Origin of the sequence: Streptomyces broussonetiae, from assembly GCF_009796285.1 — a bacterium.
In the GTDB taxonomy this organism is placed as follows: domain Bacteria; phylum Actinomycetota; class Actinomycetes; order Streptomycetales; family Streptomycetaceae; genus Streptomyces; species Streptomyces broussonetiae.
Map to the genome: position 1 here is coordinate 2,249,111 of NZ_CP047020.1, position 17,245 is coordinate 2,266,355.

Annotated in this window: 16 protein-coding genes; 4 read left to right on the forward strand and 12 right to left on the reverse strand. The window is 71.9% G+C overall.

The features are described 5' to 3' along the window. Positions 1-61: 61 nt before the first annotated feature. The 9 genes from cobA to GQF42_RS10410 form a co-directional block, all read right to left on the reverse strand. A complete protein-coding gene (gene cobA / locus GQF42_RS10370; protein WP_158919343.1) occupies positions 62-1,294 on the reverse strand; it encodes a uroporphyrinogen-III C-methyltransferase in 1,233 nt (410 codons plus the stop codon). 169 nt (positions 1,295-1,463) lie between these two features. Next, positions 1,464-5,495, reverse strand: a complete 4,032-nt coding sequence (cobT, locus tag GQF42_RS10375; protein WP_158919344.1) for a nicotinate-nucleotide--dimethylbenzimidazole phosphoribosyltransferase — start codon at positions 5,493-5,495, stop codon at positions 1,464-1,466. Positions 5,496-5,839: 344 nt separating this feature from the next. Next, positions 5,840-7,063: a precorrin-6y C5,15-methyltransferase (decarboxylating) subunit CbiE gene (gene cbiE, locus GQF42_RS10380; protein ID WP_158919345.1), complete on the reverse strand. Its 1,224-nt coding sequence runs from the start codon at positions 7,061-7,063 to the stop codon at positions 5,840-5,842. A gap of 121 nt (positions 7,064-7,184) precedes the next feature. Then, the gene (locus GQF42_RS10385; RefSeq protein ID WP_158919346.1) at positions 7,185-7,823 is read right to left on the reverse strand and encodes a GNAT family N-acetyltransferase; all 639 of its coding nucleotides are present in this window, start codon (positions 7,821-7,823) and stop codon (positions 7,185-7,187) included. Between the two features lie 169 nt (positions 7,824-7,992). Continuing rightward, positions 7,993-8,820, reverse strand: a complete 828-nt coding sequence (locus GQF42_RS10390; protein ID WP_158919347.1) for a MetQ/NlpA family ABC transporter substrate-binding protein — start codon at positions 8,818-8,820, stop codon at positions 7,993-7,995. A 35-nt stretch (positions 8,821-8,855) separates the two neighbouring features. Continuing rightward, entirely contained in the window at positions 8,856-9,686 is an 831-nt protein-coding gene (locus GQF42_RS10395; RefSeq protein WP_158919348.1) for a MetQ/NlpA family ABC transporter substrate-binding protein, read from the reverse strand. A gap of 64 nt (positions 9,687-9,750) precedes the next feature. Continuing rightward, positions 9,751-10,488: a methionine ABC transporter permease gene (locus tag GQF42_RS10400; RefSeq protein WP_199272635.1), complete on the reverse strand. Its 738-nt coding sequence runs from the start codon at positions 10,486-10,488 to the stop codon at positions 9,751-9,753. Next, positions 10,485-11,528 carry a methionine ABC transporter ATP-binding protein gene (locus tag GQF42_RS10405; protein ID WP_158919349.1) on the reverse strand — a complete coding sequence of 348 codons (1,044 nt, stop codon included), beginning with the start codon at positions 11,526-11,528 and terminating at the stop codon, positions 10,485-10,487. Before GQF42_RS10405 ends, GQF42_RS10400 begins: the two co-directional genes overlap by 4 nt. Before the next feature lie 342 nt (positions 11,529-11,870). After that, positions 11,871-12,521: an HAD family hydrolase gene (locus tag GQF42_RS10410; protein ID WP_158919350.1), complete on the reverse strand. Its 651-nt coding sequence runs from the start codon at positions 12,519-12,521 to the stop codon at positions 11,871-11,873. Between the two features lie 81 nt (positions 12,522-12,602). Between GQF42_RS10410 and GQF42_RS10415 the strand changes: the two genes are divergently transcribed. Both GQF42_RS10415 and GQF42_RS10420 read left to right on the forward strand, forming a co-directional pair. Then, a complete protein-coding gene (locus GQF42_RS10415; protein WP_158919351.1) occupies positions 12,603-12,962 on the forward strand; it encodes a hypothetical protein in 360 nt (119 codons plus the stop codon). Next, positions 12,943-13,383, forward strand: a complete 441-nt coding sequence (locus GQF42_RS10420; RefSeq protein ID WP_199272636.1) for a hypothetical protein — start codon at positions 12,943-12,945, stop codon at positions 13,381-13,383. Before GQF42_RS10415 ends, GQF42_RS10420 begins: the two co-directional genes overlap by 20 nt. Here the strand turns inward: GQF42_RS10420 and GQF42_RS10425 are convergent. The 3 genes from GQF42_RS10425 to GQF42_RS10435 all read right to left on the reverse strand — a co-directional run bounded on the left by GQF42_RS10425 (position 13,373) and on the right by GQF42_RS10435 (position 15,690). Further along, the gene (locus tag GQF42_RS10425; RefSeq protein WP_158919352.1) at positions 13,373-13,870 is read right to left on the reverse strand and encodes a GNAT family N-acetyltransferase; all 498 of its coding nucleotides are present in this window, start codon (positions 13,868-13,870) and stop codon (positions 13,373-13,375) included. The genes GQF42_RS10420 and GQF42_RS10425 overlap by 11 nt on opposite strands. Before the next feature lie 44 nt (positions 13,871-13,914). Then, entirely contained in the window at positions 13,915-14,421 is a 507-nt protein-coding gene (locus GQF42_RS10430; RefSeq protein ID WP_158919353.1) for a sigma-70 family RNA polymerase sigma factor, read from the reverse strand. Between the two features lie 93 nt (positions 14,422-14,514). Then, positions 14,515-15,690, reverse strand: a complete 1,176-nt coding sequence (locus GQF42_RS10435; protein ID WP_158919354.1) for a glycerophosphodiester phosphodiesterase — start codon at positions 15,688-15,690, stop codon at positions 14,515-14,517. A gap of 346 nt (positions 15,691-16,036) precedes the next feature. Between GQF42_RS10435 and GQF42_RS10440 the strand changes: the two genes are divergently transcribed. Both GQF42_RS10440 and GQF42_RS10445 read left to right on the forward strand, forming a co-directional pair. Then, positions 16,037-16,708: a lysophospholipid acyltransferase family protein gene (locus tag GQF42_RS10440; protein WP_158929998.1), complete on the forward strand. Its 672-nt coding sequence runs from the start codon at positions 16,037-16,039 to the stop codon at positions 16,706-16,708. An 86-nt stretch (positions 16,709-16,794) separates the two neighbouring features. After that, positions 16,795-17,103, forward strand: coding sequence for a hypothetical protein (locus tag GQF42_RS10445; protein ID WP_158919355.1), 309 nt, complete (start codon positions 16,795-16,797; stop codon positions 17,101-17,103). Positions 17,104-17,245: the final 142 nt, after the last annotated feature.

Here is a 17,245-nt window from a genome sequence, read left to right on the forward strand (position 1 = left end):
GCTGCCAACGGCTGGGAACGAGTGTGTTACCCCAGGTTACGCATGATCAAGCCGTAGGTGATCACGCGAGGGGCTGCGGGCCCACTGTCACGACCTCGCCGATGACGATGACCGCGGGGGCCTTCACGTCCTCGGTGCGGACGGTCTCGGCGACCGTGGCGAGGGTGGCGTCGACGCGGCGCTGCGCGGCCGTCGTGCCTTCCTGGACCAGGGCCACGGGAGTGTTTGGGGACTTGCCGTGCGCGACGAGCGTCTCGGCGATCTTCCCGATCTTGTCGACGCCCATCAGGATCACGAGCGTGCCGGTGAGCTTCGCCAGTGACGGCCAGTCGGCCAGCGACCGCTCGTCGTCCGGGGCGACATGGCCGCTGACGACCGTGAACTCGTGGGCGACGCCCCGGTGGGTGACCGGGATGCCGGCCGCACCCGGAACCGAGATCGAGCTGGAGATACCGGGGACGACCGTGCACGGGATGCCGGCCTCGGCGAGCGCCTGGACCTCCTCCATGCCCCGGCCGAAGACGAACGGGTCGCCGCCCTTGAGCCGTACCACCGACTTGCCCTGCTTGGCGTGCTCGATGAGCGCGCTGTTGATGGCCTCCTGAGCCATGTAGCGGCCGTAGGGAATCTTGGCCGCGTCGATCACCTCGACGTGCGGCGGAAGTTCGGCGAGCAGGTCGCGCGGGCCGAGCCGGTCGGCGATGACGACGTCCGCCTCGGCGAGCAGCCGGCGACCGCGGACGGTGATCAGGTCGGGGTCGCCGGGGCCGCCGCCGACCAGGGCGACGCCGGGGGTGCGGGTGCGGTGGTGGGGTGCCACCAGGGTGCCGTCGCGCAGGCCCTCCACCACCGCGTCACGGATGGCCGCGGTGTGGCGGGGGTCGCGGCCGCGCGCCTCGGTGGTGAGGACGGCGACGGTGACGCCCTCGCTGTGGCCGGTCGCCGGGGTCCAGGCGGTCGCCCGGTCGGCGTCGTCGGAGCGGACACACCAGACGCGGTGGCGTTCCGCTTCGGCGGAGGCCGCGGTGTTGGCGTCCGGGTCGCTGGTGGCGATGAGGGCGTACCAGGCCGCGGCGAGGTCGCCGTCCTCGTAGCGACGCCTGACCCAGGTGATCTCGCCCGCGTCCGCCATGGCCTCCACGGAAGGGGTGGCCTCGGGGGACACGAGGACGATGTCCGCGCCCGCCGCGATCAGGGCGGGCAGGCGGCGCTGGGCCACCTGCCCGGCGCCGAGGACGACCACACGACGGCCGGAGAGACGGAGGCCTACGGGGTAGGCGGGGTGTTCGGCCATGGGGTGCGGCTCCTGGTGTGGCGGCGGGAGGGTGGCCCTGACGTGGGGATTTTACGGTGCGGGCGGCTCGTGCTGCGTCCCCGTCCGGTGACTGGGCATCGTCGCCGTGTGCACGGCCGTGGACAGCACAGGGGCCCGGCACCGCGGTCCCGGGCCCCTGTGGCAGCCGCTACTTCTCGGTGACGCCCGCCGAGTCGAACGTCGCCACCTCGTGCATGGCCCTCGCCGTGCTCTGGACCAGCGGGAGCGCCAGCAGGGCGCCCGTGCCCTCGCCCAGCCGCAGGTCCAGGTCGACCAGGGGGCGCAGGCCCAGCTTGTTGAGCGCGGCCACATGGCCCGGTTCCGCGCTGCGGTGGCCCGCGATGCAGGCCGCGAGCACCTCGGGGGCGATGGCGCGGGCGACCAGGGCCGCGGCGCCGGCGCTGACGCCGTCCAGGATCACCGGCGTACGCAGCGAGGCGCCGCCGAGGAGCAGGCCGACCATGGCCGCGTGTTCGAAGCCGCCGATGGCCGCGAGGACGCCGAGCGGGTCGGCCGGGTCCGGCTGGTGGAAGTCCAGGGCGCGGCGGACGACCTCGGTCTTGCGGGCCAGCGTCTCGTCGTTGATGCCCGTGCCGCGCCCCGTCACCTCCGCCGGGTCGGCGCCGGTGAAGACCGAGATCAGCGCGGCGGACGCGGTGGTGTTCGCGATGCCCATCTCACCGGTGAGCAGCGCCTTGTTGCCGGCCGCGACCAGGTCGCGGGCGGTCTCGATGCCGACCTCGATGGCCGCCTTGGCCTCCTCGCGGGTCATCGCGGGGCCGGTGGTCATGTCGGACGTACCACCGCGGATCTTGCGGGGCAGCAGGCCGGGCGTGGCGGGCAGGTCGGCGGCGACGCCGACGTCCACGACGCACACCTCGGCGCCGACCTGGGCGGCGAAGGCGTTGCAGACCGCTCCCCCGCCGAGGAAGTTGGCCACCATCTGGGCGGTGACCTCCTGCGGCCAGGGGGTGACGCCCTGGGCGTGCACGCCGTGGTCGCCCGCGAAGATGGCCACGGCGGCGGGTTCCGGGATCGGCGGCGGGCACTGCCGGGACAGCCCGGCCAGCTGTGCGGAGATGATCTCCAGCATGCCGAGCGCGCCGGCCGGTTTGGTCATGCGCTTCTGGCGCTCCCAGGCCTCGCCGAGGGCCTTGGCGTCGAGCGGGCGGATCTGTGCGACGGTCTCGGCAAGCAGGTCGTGGGGTTCCTCTCCGGGCAGGGCGCGGCGGCCGTACGTCTCCTCGTGCACCACCCAGGACAGGGGGCGTCGCTTGGACCAGCCGGCCTGCATCAGCTCGGGCTCGTCCGGGAACTCGTCGACGTACCCGACACACAGGTACGCGACGACCTCCAGATGCTCGGGCAGGCCGAGCGTGCGGACCATCTCCCGCTCGTCGAAGAAGCTGACCCAGCCGACGCCGAGGCCTTCGGCGCGGGCGGCGAGCCAGAGGTTCTCCACCGCGAGCGCCGAGGAGTAGGGCGCCATCTGCGGCTGGGTGTAGCGGCCGAGGGTGTGACGGCCGCCGCGGGTGGGGTCGGCGGTGACGACGATGTTGACCGGGGTGTCGAGGATCGCCTCGATCTTCAGTTCCTTGAACTGCTTGGCCCGGCCCTTGGGCAGCGACTTGGCATAGGCGTCGCGCTGTCGCATCGCCAGTTCGTGCATCGTCCGCCGGGTGTCGGCGGAGCGGATGACGACGAAGTCCCAGGGCTGCGAGTGGCCCACGGAGGGCGCCGTGTGAGCGGCCTCCAGGACGCGCAGCAGCACCTCGTGCGGAATGGGGTCGTTGCGGAAGCCGTTGCGGATGTCGCGGCGCTCGCGCATGACCTTCAGAACGGCCTCGCGCTCGGCGTCGGCGTAGCCGGGCGCGGCCGGTCCGGCGGACTGCTGCGCCTCCGCCACTTGGGCCACGCTCTCTTCTTGCTGCTCGGCGGGCCTGGTCTCCAGGTCCTCCGCGTGCTGTACGACCTCGGGGGTGTGCGCCGCGTCCTGCGCCGCCGGTGCGGGAACCTGGTCGCCCTCGCGCGGCGCGGGCACCGTGGCCACCGGCTGCTGCGTCTCCTGCGCGGGGAGCACGATGGGCTGCGGCGGCGTCGGCGCCAGGTGCGGAGTGGTGGGCACCTGTCCCTCGACGGGCACGAACTGCCCGAGCGGCTGCTCCGGCTGCGGTTCCAGCGGCACGCCGGAGGGCAGCGGCTCGGCCGCCTCCTGCTCGGCGGCGGCGTCTCCTGCAGGGCCGGCAGGCGTCGGGGCGGACTCGGCGCCGGGCAGCGTCTGCGGGCCCGCGGGAGCCACGAGGTCGGTCACGGGGGCCGCTTCGGGGACTGCGGCGACCTGGACCTCCGGGATCACCGGCAGTGCTTCGGCGGCGGGTTCGGCTTCGCCCGGCCCGGCCGGTTCGGCCAGCTGGGGGCCCTGAGCCGGTTGAGGAGCGTGCGCCTCGGGCGCGGCGGCGACCTCCACGACGGCCGCAGCGGGGGCCGGTACGGCGGCCTGCGCCGGAGCGGCGTGGGCACCGGTCTCGATCGCCTCCGGCTCGGGGGCACCGGTCTCGATCGCCCCGCGCTCGGGGGCCTCTGCCTCTTCGACGGCGGGCACGGGCTGAACAGCGACGGGCTGGGCCTGCGCGGCGAGGGGCTGCGGCTCCGCGGTGGCGGGCTGCGGCTCGGCGGCAACGCCGGGCGCCGGGGCGGGCTGGTGCGCCGGGGCAGGAGCCGCGTCCTCGGCCTCGACGGTCTCCTGGACCATCTGAGCAGGCTCCGACGGCTCCGGCGCGTCCGGCGCGGGAACCGCGGCCACGGGAACTGCGGTCACACTCTCGGCGGCACCTTCGGCGACGACGGCACCCTCGGCGGCCAAAGCCGCCTGCGGCGCGTTCGCGACCTCGCCGGGTCGTGCCACCACGGTCGGCTGTGCGGGCTCGGGCGTCTCGGTGACGCCGGCAGCAGTGGCAGTGGCAGTCGCAACCGGAACGTCCTCCGCCGCCTGCGCCGGCACGGCCTCGCCCGGCGTCGCGAAAGCATGCGTCTCCTCGACGGCGACGGCAGCAGCAACAACGGCGGCGGCCTGGTCGGCCGGGGCCGTCGGCGCCACCTGCGCGGGGGCCACCGTGCCCGCCGCCTCGGTGACTTCGGTGACTTCGGTGACGACCGGCGTGTTCGGGGCGCTCTCGGAAACCGCCGTGACCGCCTCGGTACCGGCCTCCACCACGGCCACGGCCGCACCCTGAGCGGCCTCGGCGTCGGGCTGAGGAGCACCCTCCACCGCAAACGGCGCAACGCTCTCGGCCGCCACCGCCGGGGCCGTCGGGTACACCCCGTCATGCCCGTGCGCGCTCTGCACGCCGTCATGGCCGTGCACCACCGGCACGGCCGCCTGGTGCGCGATCCGGGCGACGGCGGCCTCGGCGGCGGACGGCTCGGCCTGGTCGGCGGCCTCCGCGGGGATGGGGCCCTGCGCCGGGAGCGCGGCCTCGGCCGGAAGGGCGGCGTCCGCGGAGGCCACTGCCTCCACAGGCACCGCGGCGTGCACCGGGGCCACGGCGTCCGCCGGGACGACGGCCGGGTCAACCGTTTCCGCAGCCGGTGCCTGCACGCCCGCCTGGGCCACCGCGGCCGGCGCCGGGACAGGTGCCGTACCCCATGGGGCCGCGCTCTGCGGGACGGCCATGTCACGCAGGGGCTGGGCGTCGAGGTACTCGGGGCCGGTCGCCGGCGGACCGGGCTGGCGTACCGGTGCCCCGGCCGGGCCGCGGTCGGCGAGCGAGCGGACCGGGCTGGCGGAGGCGTCCGGGATCGGCGGGCCGAGGTGCAGCGGACGGCGCGGCGGCTGCGCGGCTGCGGGCTGCTCCTGCGGGGCGGCAATGACGGGGGACGGCGGCGCGGACGCCGGGGCCGGGTTCGGCAGGCGGACACCGTTCAGGTCCACGGAACCGCTGTCCCGGCCGGCCGTCTCGTGCGGGCCCGGCTCGTGGAACGCCTCGAGGACCGGTTCCGGAGCGGGTGGCGGCACCTCGTTGCCCCACGCGCCCTGGGCACCCGGCAGCAGCAGCTCTTCGTCCTCGGCGGGTGCTTCGGAGAGGTAGGTGTACGCACCGTGCGCGGCGACGCCCGGCTGTTCCACCATGCCTGCGCTCTCCGGCTGTCCCTCGCCCGGGACCTGGCCGGTGTCGGTCATGCGTACCCCTCGCCCATCGGTTAGTGCTCCTACGACCAGCTCACCCGGAACGGCGCACCGACCGCCCGTAGTGAAGAACGAGCGTCCGTGCCCAGCGGCACGAACGACCCGCCGGAAAAGGCGACAAAGCCATTCAGTGGCATTGTCCCGGCCGTTGCGCCGTCGCGACAGCATGATCCGCGACAGCCCGCTGTGGACTGCGCCACGTTGCGCGTCCTCCGGTTCCGCAGTACCACACCCACCCCAAAACGGGCGCGCTTTCCGGACATTGGCGAACGAAGTTCCGGGCCACCCGGTGCAGTACAACGATCGGCCAGCCTACCGCGCGCAGTACGACAACAGGATCACGGGGCGCGATCCGGAAGAACACCGCTGAGCAGGAACGCGACGCTCCGCTCGGTCTCGGTCCAGGCACGGGTGTCCAGGGCGACGGACTGGAGCAGGGCGCACTCGACGCGGTAGCCGTGCTCGGTCAGGTCGCGGCCGATCAGTTCGGCCGCGTCACGGGTCGCGGCATGGGTGACGATGCGCTGCGGGCGCCGGTCGGCGACCGCGGAGACCACGGCCGCGCCTCCGCCACCGACCCGTACCACGTCCGGCTCGGGCAGGTTCTCGAGGACGTGCGGGGCGCTGCCCTGCACCACTTGGAGCAGGACGCCCGAGCGGCGGGCGGCCGTGTCGGTGCGGGCGCAGGCCCGCGGGTCCCGGTCGACGGCGATGACGGCGGCTCCGGCCCGCGCGGCCTCGGCGGCGAACGCGCCGGAGCCGCAGCCGATGTCCCAGACGAGGTCACCGACCCGCGGGCCGAGGCGGGCGAGTTGCGCGGCGCGCAGCAGTTCGGTCTCGCCCTCGCCGAGACCGGTGCCGGATCCGTCGTCGTACGACTCGTCGGGCTGCACCCAGCCGCGCGGGCCCGACCCGGGATCGCGGCCGGCGATCCAGCCGCCGCTCTCCGCCGTGCCGGCCGGCCCTCCGATGACGATGACGACGTTGGGGTCGCGCCAGGTGTGGTCGGCGGCCTTGTCGGAGGTGACGATGCTGACCTGTTCGCGTTCGGTGCCCAGTTCCTCGCAGATGACGAACGTGCGGTGGACGCCGTCGAGCAGCAGGCCGAGTTCGGCGGGGCCGGCGCCGGGCGAGGTGAGGACGGCGACCTTGCTGTGGGCGCGGCAGACGTTCACGGCACGGCGCAGGGTGCGCCGGTGGGCGACGACCACCTGGGCGTCGTCCCAGGGCATGCCGGCGCGGGCGAAGGCGGCGGCGACGGAGGAGACGGCGGGGACGACCTCGACCTCCAGGCCGTACTCCGGGGCGCGCAGGGTGCGCACGACGCCGAAGTAGCCGGGGTCGCCGTCGGCGAACACGACCGCGGTGCCGCGGTGGGCCGCGATACGGCGGGCGGCCAGCGCGACGCTGCCCAGGCGGACGCGTTCGGCGGCGTGCGGGACCTCGGGCAGTGCCAGATGGTGGGCCGCGCCCGCCACCAGCGTGGCGGCGCCCAGGGCAGCGTGTGCCGCCTCGGTCAGCGGCGAACCGTCCCAGCCGATCACCGTCACCCGGTCGGCCATCGTCGTCAGTCTCCAGGTTTTCGCAGGTCGTCAGGGGTACGGGCCCGTAGGCGGGCTGGTTGAGAGTACCCGGTGGAGCTGTCGGACGCGCGCCGGGGCCAATGCCGCCCTGCGGTGTGCCTCAGTTCCAGTCGGAGTACGACGCGAAGCCGCCGGTGTCGGCGAGCTGCTCGTCGGCGCCCTCGATGTCCTCGGGGAGGAGGCTCCAGACGATGTAGTCGCTGCGTACGTCGCTCCAGGTACCGTCCTCGCCTCGGACGTGAACTATGCAGGCGTTGCGCAGGACGCCCTCACTGATGCAGCCGATCTTCTGGGCGACCTGCTGGGAGGCGGTGTTGTCGGCGGCGGTGCGCAGCTCGATGCGCTCGAACTTCTGGTCGCGGAAGAGCCATTGGGCGGTGGCGAGCGCGGCCTCGGAGGCATAGCCCTCGCCGCGGGCCCAGGGGGCGACGATGTACGACATCTCGGTCGAGCGTACGTGCCAGTTGGTCTTGGCGAGCTGGACGATGCCGACCAGACGCTGGGTGAGGAACTCGGTGACGGCGAGGTCGAGGCCCCGGCCGGCGATGCGTTCGGCGGGGGCGTACTGGGCGATCCAGTGGCGGGCCTGGTCCTCGGTGTAGGGCTGGGGGACACCGGTCCAGGTGCCGACCTGTTCGTCGTTCATCATCTCGGCCAGGGCGGGCGCGTCGTCCGCGTCGAGGGGACGCAGCACCAACCGCTCCGTGCTGATGGAGATGTTGGGGAAGGTGCTAGTCATGCGCCGCTCCGTAACCTTCGGAAGAACTTGAGAGACCGTCAGGACCGTGACCGGGCTCGCTGAACTGCCCAGCATGCAGCATGAAACCACTGAACCGCACGACGGGGTCCACTCCCCCGGTGGTGTGGGGAGCGGACCCCGTGTGCGACCCGACGCCGTGGCCGGGCCGTCAGCTCCGGGTCACCGGCAGGACGGACCCCTTGTACTTGTCCTCGATGAACGTGCGGACCTCGGGCGAGACCAGCAGCCTGGCGAGCTTCTGTACCCGTGGGTCTTTCTCGTTGCCGCGTTTGACGGCGAGGAGGTTGGCGTAGGGGTTGTTCTTCGCCGACTCCGCCAGGATGGCGTCCTTGGTGGGGTTGAGGCCCGCGTCCTGGGCGAAGTTGTTGTTGATGACGGCCGCGTCCACGTCGTCGAGCGAGCGCGGCAGCTGGGCGGCCTCCAGCTCCCTGAACTTCAGGTGCCGGGGGTTGGCCGTGACGTCCGCGGGGGACGCGTCGGTGCCGGCGCCCGCCCTGAGCCTGATCAGGCCTCCGGCGGCCAGGAGTTCGAGGGCGCGGCCTTCGTTGGTGGTGTCGTTGGGCACGGCGACGGTGGCTCCGTCGGCGAGCCTGCCAACGGCCTTCACCTTGTGGGAGTAGACCCCCATGGGCGGCAGGTAGGGCTTCACGACGGAGACCAGGTCCGTGCCCCTGGACTTGTTGAAGTCGTCCAGGTAGGGCTGGTTCTGGTAGAGGTTCGCGTCGAGCGAGCCCTCCTGGAGGGCGGTGTTCGGCAGGACGTAGTCCGTGAACTCCTTGATCTCCAGCTTGAGTCCGGCCCTGGCGGCGAGGTGGTCCTTGATATAGGTGAGCACCTCGCCGGCCGGGACGGCGGTGGCGCCGACGACGAGGGTGCCGTCCTTGCCACCGCCCTTGCCGGAGTCCGGGCCCGAGCCGCAGGCGGTGAGGCCGAGAGCGACGGCGGCGGCCGCCGCGGTGATGACGGTCGTGCGCATCGGTTCAGTTCTCCGTCCCGGTCCTCCTGCGGGACTCAGAACGACGGAATGACGGAGCCCTGGTACTTGTCCTCGATGAACTTCTTGACCTCGGGCGAGACGAGGAGCTTGGCGAGCTTCTCGACCCGCGGGTCCTTCTCGTTCCCCTTCTTCACGGCGAGGAAGTTGGCGTAGGGGTTGTTCTTCGCGGACTCCAGGAGGATCGCGTCCTTGGCCGGCTTCAGGCCCGCGGAGATGGCGTAGTTACCGTTCACGACGGCCGCGTCCACGTCGTCCAGGGAGCGGGGGGTCTGGGCCGCCTCGACCTCCTTGAACTGGAGGTGCTTGGGGTTCTTGGCGATGTCCTGCGGGGTGGCCTCGTTGCCGGCGCCGGCCTTGAGGGTGATGAGCCCGTTGTCGGCGAGCAGCTTCAGGGCACGCGCCTCGTTGACGGCGTCGTTCGGGACGGCGACGGTCGCACCGCTCTTCAGCGCGTCGGCCTTCTTGACCTTGTGGGAGTAGAGGCCGAGCGGCTCCAGGTGCACCGTGACGACCGGCACGATGTGGGTGCCGCGCTTCTGGTTGAAGTCGTCCAGGTACGGCTGGTTCTGGAAGTAGTTGGCGCCCACCGAGCCGTCCTCGGTCGCCGTGTTCGGCGTGATGTAGTCCGTGAACTCCTTGACCTCGAGGTCGAGGCCCGCCTTCTTCGCCAGGTTCTTCTTGACGAAGTTCAGGATCTCGGCGTGCGGGGTCGGGCTCGCGGCGACGACCAGCGGGCCGCTGTAGTCGTGGGAGCCGGCGGAGTTGGAGGAGCCGCAGGCGCTGAGTCCGAAGGCGAGGGCTCCGGCGGCCAGGACGGCAGTGGTGAGCTTGGCGGTGTTACGCACGAAAAGTGCCTTTCCTTATGGGTGGTGCGACCCGTCGTGTGTGGGACGGGGGCTGTGGGGCCGCTTACGCGGCCTTGCCGACGTCGGCCGTGGCCGGCTCCTCGGCCTTCAGCAGGCGGAGCCTGGGCGCGGGGCCGGAGCGGGCGCCGCGCCGGTGCAGGGAGCGGGCGGCGAAGTCGCCGGCGAACTGGATGAGCGAGATGGCGACGGCGAGGATCGCGACGGTGATCCACATCATCTGGGTCTCGAAGCGCTGGTAGCCGTAGCGGACGGCGAGGTCGCCGAGGCCGCCGCCGCCGACCGTGCCGGCCATGGCGGAGTAGCCGATGAGGGCGATGATCGTGGTGGTGGTGCTGGCGATCAGGGAGGGCAGCGCCTCGGGGACGAGGACCTTGCGGACGATCGTCCAGGTGTTGCCGCCCATGGACTGCACGGCCTCGACCAGACCGTTGTCCACTTCGCGGACGGCCGTCTCGACCAGGCGGGCGAAGAACGGGATGCCGCCGATGGCGAGCGGGACGATCGCGGCGGTCGTACCGATGGTGGTCCCGGTGACCCAGCGCGTGAAGCTCATCAGCGCGACCATCAGGATGATGAACGGCATGGACCGGCCGACGTTCACGATCTGGCCGATCACCTTGTTGGCGACGACGTTCTGCACCAGGCCGCCCCGGTCGGTGAGGACGAGCAGGATGCCGAGCGGGAGACCGACGGCGACGGCGATCAGGGTGGACCAGGCCACCATCGTGAACGTGTCGGAACACGCCTGCTGCAGCAGCGGCTGCATCTCGGACCAGGTCACTTGGCACCATCCTTCACCAGCACGGACTCCTGGCCCTCGTGGCCGACGACATCGATCTGCAGGCCCTGTTCGCGCAGGAACCCGATCGGCACCACGTTGTCCTCGTAGCGGCCGGGCAGTTCGATGCGCATACGGCCGATCTGGAGACCGCCGACGGTGTCGATGGCGGCGCCGAGGATCGAGATGTCGATGTTGTAGGTGCGCGAGAGCTGGGAGATGACCGGCTGGGTGGCGGCCTCGCCGTGGAAGGTGACGTCGAGAACGGTCCGGTCGGCGTCGGTGCGCTCGCCGCTCACCGGGAACAGGGCGGCGGCCAGCTCGGAGCCCGGGGTGGCGAGCAGTTCGCTGACGGTGCCCTGCTCCACGATCCGGCCCTTCTCCATGAGGGCGGCGGAGTCGCAGATCGACTTCACGACGTCCATCTCGTGGGTGATGAGCAGGACGGTCAGACCCAGCTGCCGGTTCAGGTCGCGCAGCAGCTGGAGGATGGAGCGGGTGGTCTCCGGGTCGAGGGCGCTGGTGGCCTCGTCGGAGAGCAGCACCTTGGGGTCGCCGGCCAGGGCGCGGGCGATGCCGACGCGCTGCTTCTGACCGCCGGAGAGCTGGGCGGGGTAGGCCCCCGCCTTGTCGGCGAGGCCGACCAGGTCGAGGAGTTCGAGCGCCTTGCGGGAGCGCTCCTTGCCGGACGTGCCGAGGATCTCCAGCGGCAGCTCGACGTTGTCCTGAACGGTCCGCGAGGACAGCAGGTTGAAGTGCTGGAAGACCATGCCGATGCGGCTGCGCGCCCGGCGCAGCTCACGGCCGGCGCGCGGGCTGTGGCCGGCCAGGGCGGTGAGGTCCTGTCCGGCGACCGTCACGGTGCCGGAGGTGGGGCGCTCCAGCAGGTTGACACAGCGGATGAGGGAGGACTTGCCGGCGCCGGACTGGCCGATGACGCCGTAGACCTCGCCTTCGCGGACGTGCAGGTCGACGCCGTCGAGGGCGGTGACCTCACGGCCGCGCGAGCGGTAGACCTTGGTCAGGCCCGAGGTGGTGATCACAGGATTTCCGTCACTGTCGAGTGCGCGGGCGTGGGTGTGCCCGGGCACGGGTGCATGCGGTTCAGGCATGGAGGGGCGTGCGTCTCGTACGGCCTACGGCGCACGGACATGCCACGGCTCTCGCTTCGGGGCGCGAGGCTCAGATGATGCGGGGGCCCTCTAGAAGGCGCACATTCGACACATCAGACGACCCGTACAACGAGCACCGGGCGTCGTGGTCGCCTCGGTCGCAAGGGTGCGGCTCGTCGTCGTGGTCATGCGTGCCAGTAAACCAGACCCATGGTCCTGACCGGCGGCCGCTGTCCGCATACTGGACAGCGGCGGACAGCCCGTGGCGCGACCTCAGCCGCGGACGGAGATCTCCACGCCCCCGTCGGTGACCAGCGCGGACAAGGCCGACAGGTCTGTCACGACCAGGTCGGCGTCCAGCTCTTCGGCCCGGTGGGTTGTGGTCAACGCCACGGTGGTCATCCCGGCCGCGCGGCCCGCCTGGAGTCCGGCCGGGGCGTCCTCGAAGACGACACACCGGGCCGGGTCGACGCCCAGCTGCCGGGCGGCGAGGAGGTAGGGCTCGGGGTCGGGCTTGCCGCGGGTGATGTCGTCGGCGGCGATCAGTGTCTTGGGCAGGATGCCCACGGCGTCGAGGCGGGCCTCGGCGAGCCGCCGGGTGGCGGAGGTGACGACGGCCCAGCGGTCGGCGGGCACGGCCGCCAGGAGTTCACTCGTGCCGGGCAGGAGTCGTACGGCCCCGTTGGGCACGTCCTCCACCTCCAGTTGCTCGACCCGTGCGACCGCCTCCGGGACGAGATGGGCGGGCAGCAGGTCGGCGACTATCTCGGCGGCGGGCCGGCCGTGCAGTTCCACGCGGCCGAAGTCCTCGGCCGTGATCCCGTACTCCCGGGCCCAGCGGGTCCAGCAGCGCTCGACGGAGTCGAGGGAGGAGACGAGGGTGCCGTCGTTGTCGAAGAGGAGGGCCTGTGCGTGGATCGTCATGGTCTAGACCCTACGGCGTACGACGGGACCGGCGCCGGGGGGCCGTTACGGCCGCGACCTCGCCCGTAATAAGGTCTCCGCATGCTCAATGCCCTGACGCTGGTGACCGGGGTCGCCGCGCTGCTGCTCGCCGCCTGGTGCGGCTGGGCCGCCTATCGCGACCAGCCGACCAAGGACTGGCACTTCATCGGCATGGCCGTGGTGACCCTGCTCGGCGTGATCCAGCTCGTGGTCGGGATCGTGCAGCTGGCGCGGGGCGAGAAGGCGGAGCAGGGCACGACGATCTTCGTGGCGTATCTGCTGGGGGCGTTCGCCTGCATCCCGGCGGCGGGGATGATGTCGCTGGCCGAGCGGACCCGCTGGGGCTCGGTGACGGTCGCCGCCGGCGCTGTGGTGCTGGCCGTGCTGGAGGTGCGGCTCTATGACATCTGGGGAGGCTGACGTGACGGCGGCCGAGGAGAAGCCGGCCCGGCTGATCAGTGGACCGGGCATGCTGCTCGTCTGGTTCTACGGCGTGATGGTGGTCGGCGCGGTGTCGCGTTCGGCGTACCAGATCGGCACGGATTTCCACCGGGCACCGCTGGCCTACGCGTTGTCGGCCGTGGCCGGTGTGGTGTACGGGTTCATCACGTACACGCTGGTCCGGGGCGGGGAGCGGGCCCGGCGGGCGGCGTTGGTGTGCTGCGCCGCCGAGCTGGCGGGTGTGCTGATCGTGGGGACGTGGACGCTGATCGACAGCTCGGCCTTCCCGGACGCCACCGTCTGGTCCGACTACGGGATGGGGTACATCTTCATTCCCGTGCTGCTGCCGATCTCCGCGATGTACTGGCTGCGGAAGTCGCGGAACGCGGTCAAGCCGTAGCCGCGTACGTCCCCGCCTGCTTCTCCAGGATGATCATCTCTACGCCGTCGGTGCCCTGGGAGCGGCCCACCGTCTCGTAGCCGGAGCGGCGGTAGAGGCGGAGGTTGCCCTCGCTGCGGTGGCCGGTGAAGAGCCGGAACCTGGTGGCGCCCCGCTCCTGCGCCAGCGCCCCTTCGGCCGCGCGCAGCAGCCGGGCGCCGATGCCGTGGCCCTGCAGGCGCGGGTGGACACAGAGCCTGCCGATGGCGGCCGCGCCGTCGTCGGTGACCTTGCCGCGGACCGAGCCGACCACCTCGTCGCCGAGCCGGGCGACGAAGACGCAGTCCGAGGCGACCTCCTGGCGGACGGAGTCCAGGCTCTGCACGAGCGGGTCGATGCGGTAGTTGCCGTACAACGCCGCCTCGCTCTGGAAGCACAGGTACTGGAGCTTGAAGATCTGCTCCGCGTCCTGCCCGGTCGCCACCGAGATGGTCACGCTCATGCCCATGTGCGCACGCCTCCCGCTCACCTGATCGCCTGTCGTTCTCACTCCTATCCCCGCGCTTCGCGCGCCGCAACCTCCGGGGTGAGCAAACGCCGTAGACATCCCAGACATCTGGAGCGTTCCGGTCCAAGGCTGCCCTGTGAGATACCCAACTCCCCCGCGATCTCCCGGTATGTCAGATCCTTCGGGGAGAGCAGGGCCTCGATGAGCCGCGGGCAGCGGCCGGGCAGCCGGCGGACCGCCTCGCGCAGGGCGCGGTGCCGGGCGGCCGTGAGCACGAGCTGCTCGGGGCCGGGACGGGTGTCGTCGGCCGGCTCCGTGCCGTAGGGACGTTCGAGGCGGGTGGTACGGCGGCTGCGGCGGACCTCGGCGCGGACGGCCTTGCGCAGCCAGCTCTCGGGGTCCGGCGGCGGCCCCTCGCGCTCCAGCCGCTCCAGCAGCCGCAGCCAGACGGCCTGCTCCAGGTCGCCCGGCTCGCTCCCGGCGGCATATGCCTCGGCCGAGGCCTCGGCGGTGAGCAGCGGACGCAGGACGGCTACCAAGTCGTTCGTCATATGCGGAACGACGCGCCGCCCCGGCGGCAGGTTTCCGGGGCGGCGCGGAGTCGGCCCGAACGAGGTGCTGCCGGTGGAACGGTTGACGAGGGCTCAGCCGGCCAGGAAGTCGGCGCGGGCGAGCAGGCCGGTGTCGGCGTTGTCGGTGAAAACGCCGTCGATGCCGGTCGCGAAGTACGTCCTGAACGCGCCGAAGGGGTCGCCGTAGGCGTCGGCCGCGCTGCCCTTGCGGTACTCCGCCGGAAGGAAGGGGTTCTCGTTGCGCATGGTGTACGGGTGCAGCACCAGGCCCACCTTGTGCGCGTCGCGGACCAGAGTGGTCGGCCTGGCCAGGGTGCCGTCGGCGTTCTTGGGGATGACCAGGTCCAGGGTCGGGCCGATGCCCTGCGCGTAGCCGGCGATCTCCCTGAGCCCCTTGGGCGTGATCAGGTCGGCGACCGTGCGCGGGTCGCCCGCCGCCACGAAGTCGTAGGGGCGGCTGTCGGCCGTGGAGAGCAGCACGACGAGCGGGTTGTCGACCAGCTGGTTGAGCTTCTGGATGCTGGTGGGCTCGAACGACTGCAGGATGACCGGCGAGTTCCGGCCGTCCTTGCCGTACTTGGCGAGCAGCTTCGCCACCCGCTCCTCCAGGCCGAGGCCGAGCCCGCGGAAGTAGGTGGGGTGCTTGGTCTCGGGGTAGATCCAGACCTGCTTGCCGCGCTTGCGGGTCTGCTCGTCCTGCCACTTGAGGACCTCTTCGAAGGTGGGGATCTCCCAGCGCCCGTTGTAGAGGGTGTTGTGCGGCCGGTTGGCCGGGATGCGCTCGACGGCACGCAGCGTCTTCAGCTCGGCGAGCGTGAAGTCCTCGGTGAACCAGCCGGTGGTGGCGACGCCGTCCAGCATCTTGGTGGTCTTGCGGTCGGCGAACTCGGGATGGTCGGCGACGTCCGTGGTGCCGCCGATCTCCGGCTCGTGCCGGCAGACGAGGTGACCGTCCTTGGTGGGGACCAGGTCACCGGCCTCGACCACGTCGGCACCCAGGTCCAGGGCCAGGTTGTAGGAGCCGAAGGTGTGCTCGGGGCGGTAGCCGCTGGAACCGCGGTGGCCGATGATCGTCGGCACCGGCAGGCTCTTCAGGCCCCGGCCGACGGGCCGCTCGGGCCGCGCCTCGGCCGCACCGGCCGTACCCGGCAGTCCGAGGACCGCCCCGCTCGCGCCGAACACCGCCGCGCCGAGTATCGCCCGTCGTCCGGTGCCCTGTGTCTGCTCGTTCGCCTGGTCGCTGCCCATGGCGTCTCCTGCCGTCCGCGTCCGCTCCTGAAGCACGCGCTGCCCGTGTGGCGCGCGTAGTCCGTGAAGCTCGTGTCTCTCGTGAAGTCCGGCCGATCGTAGGGTCGTGGTCGTGACCGAGGGGAGACCTGAACCGGAACACCCGGGTGACGCCGTGTGTCCGGTGGGCGCAGGGGACGGCCGGAGCGCCGGGCCGTTGCCGGGCGGCCACCGCAGGTAAACCCGCGTCAACACTTCGTAAGACCTGGGTGAACCGGGCTTACTCGATGTGCGTTCTCCCGGGGACCGCGAGTAATGTCCTCACCTGCACAGACTCATAACGCCCCCCTTGACATCGGAGGACCCGTTGTCCCGCTTCGCGCTCATCAAGGCAGTGCTCGGACCGATCATGCGCCTGATGTTCCGCCCACAGGTGGAGGGCGTGGAGCACATCCCGGGGGACGGCCCGGTCATCCTGGCCGGCAATCACCTCACGTTCATCGACTCGATCGTGCTTCCGCTGGTCACCAAGCGGCAGGTGCACTTCATCGGCAAGGACGAGTACGTCACCGGCAAGGGCTTCAAGGGCCGCCTGATGGCCTGGTTCTTCACCGGTGTCGGCATGGTTCCGGTGGACCGGGACGGGGCCAACGGCGGCGTGGCCGCGCTGATGACCGGGCGGCGGATCCTGGAGGAGGGGCGGATCTTCGGCATCTACCCCGAGGGCACGCGCTCGCCCGACGGACGGCTGTACCGGGGGCGCACCGGTATCGCGCGGCTGACGCTGATGACCGGTGCGCCGGTGGTTCCCTTCGCCATGATCGGTACCGACAAGCTGCAGCCGGGCGGGGCCGGGATCCCGCGGCCCGGCCGGGTCACCGTTCGCTTCGGTGAGGCGATGGAGTTCTCCCGTTACGAGGGGATGGACCGGGACCGGTATGTGCTGCGGGCCGTCACCGACTCCGTGATGGCCGAGGTGATGCGGCTGTCCGGGCAGGAGTACGTGGACATGTACGCCACCAAGGCCAAGGCCGCCTAGGGTGCCCTCGAACGGCGCGTTCACACCGGTGTGAGCCGGGTGACGGCACATCGGCGCCCGCCGGGCCGTCCGGCATCCCACGCGCCATGGAGTTCCCCGTGTCCGGCGCCGGCCACGAGACCGGTGTCCGGGAGCGTCTCGAACGCGCGGAGGCACCGGGTACCGAGCATCGTGCGCTCGCGTTCGTCCACCAGTGGTGCTTCCCGATCGAGCAGCCGCCGGCCGAATCCGCCCCGCTGCGCCGGCTCGTCGGGGATCCGGTCGGCCTGCGGCCTGCCGACGGGCGCGAACTCACCGACTTCGACGAGATCGCCCCGTGGCACGACGCCACAGCCGACGTCATGGACCGATCGACCTCGCCGGGCAGGGCATCAGTCCCGAGGGGCGAGCGATGACCGCGCGCACGCACCACGAGGGGGCACGCACCGACAGCGGCGAGCACGTCCCTCGGCTCACGTCGTTCGCCACCACCCTTGTCGGGCTGCCGTACGCCCCGGCCATGACCACGGACGCACCGGCCGACCTGCGCTCCGTGAC

What these genes read in the sequence shown, in the direction of transcription:
- cobA (WP_158919343.1), bottom strand. Translation starts at nt 1,294, where the DNA reads ATGGCCGAACACCCCGCCTACCCCGTAGGCCTCCGTCTCTCCGGCCGT.
- cobT (WP_158919344.1), bottom strand. Translation starts at nt 5,495, where the DNA reads ATGACCGACACCGGCCAGGTCCCGGGCGAGGGACAGCCGGAGAGCGCA.
- cbiE (WP_158919345.1), bottom strand. Translation starts at nt 7,063, where the DNA reads ATGGCCGACCGGGTGACGGTGATCGGCTGGGACGGTTCGCCGCTGACC.
- GQF42_RS10385 (WP_158919346.1), bottom strand. Translation starts at nt 7,823, where the DNA reads ATGACTAGCACCTTCCCCAACATCTCCATCAGCACGGAGCGGTTGGTG.
- GQF42_RS10390 (WP_158919347.1), bottom strand. Translation starts at nt 8,820, where the DNA reads ATGCGCACGACCGTCATCACCGCGGCGGCCGCCGCCGTCGCTCTCGGC.
- GQF42_RS10410 (WP_158919350.1), bottom strand. Translation starts at nt 12,521, where the DNA reads ATGACGATCCACGCACAGGCCCTCCTCTTCGACAACGACGGCACCCTC.
- GQF42_RS10415 (WP_158919351.1), top strand. Translation starts at nt 12,603, where the DNA reads ATGCTCAATGCCCTGACGCTGGTGACCGGGGTCGCCGCGCTGCTGCTC.
- GQF42_RS10420 (WP_199272636.1), top strand. Translation starts at nt 12,943, where the DNA reads ATGACATCTGGGGAGGCTGACGTGACGGCGGCCGAGGAGAAGCCGGCC.
- GQF42_RS10425 (WP_158919352.1), bottom strand. Translation starts at nt 13,870, where the DNA reads ATGGGCATGAGCGTGACCATCTCGGTGGCGACCGGGCAGGACGCGGAG.
- GQF42_RS10430 (WP_158919353.1), bottom strand. Translation starts at nt 14,421, where the DNA reads ATGACGAACGACTTGGTAGCCGTCCTGCGTCCGCTGCTCACCGCCGAG.
- GQF42_RS10435 (WP_158919354.1), bottom strand. Translation starts at nt 15,690, where the DNA reads ATGGGCAGCGACCAGGCGAACGAGCAGACACAGGGCACCGGACGACGG.
- GQF42_RS10445 (WP_158919355.1), top strand. Translation starts at nt 16,795, where the DNA reads ATGGAGTTCCCCGTGTCCGGCGCCGGCCACGAGACCGGTGTCCGGGAG.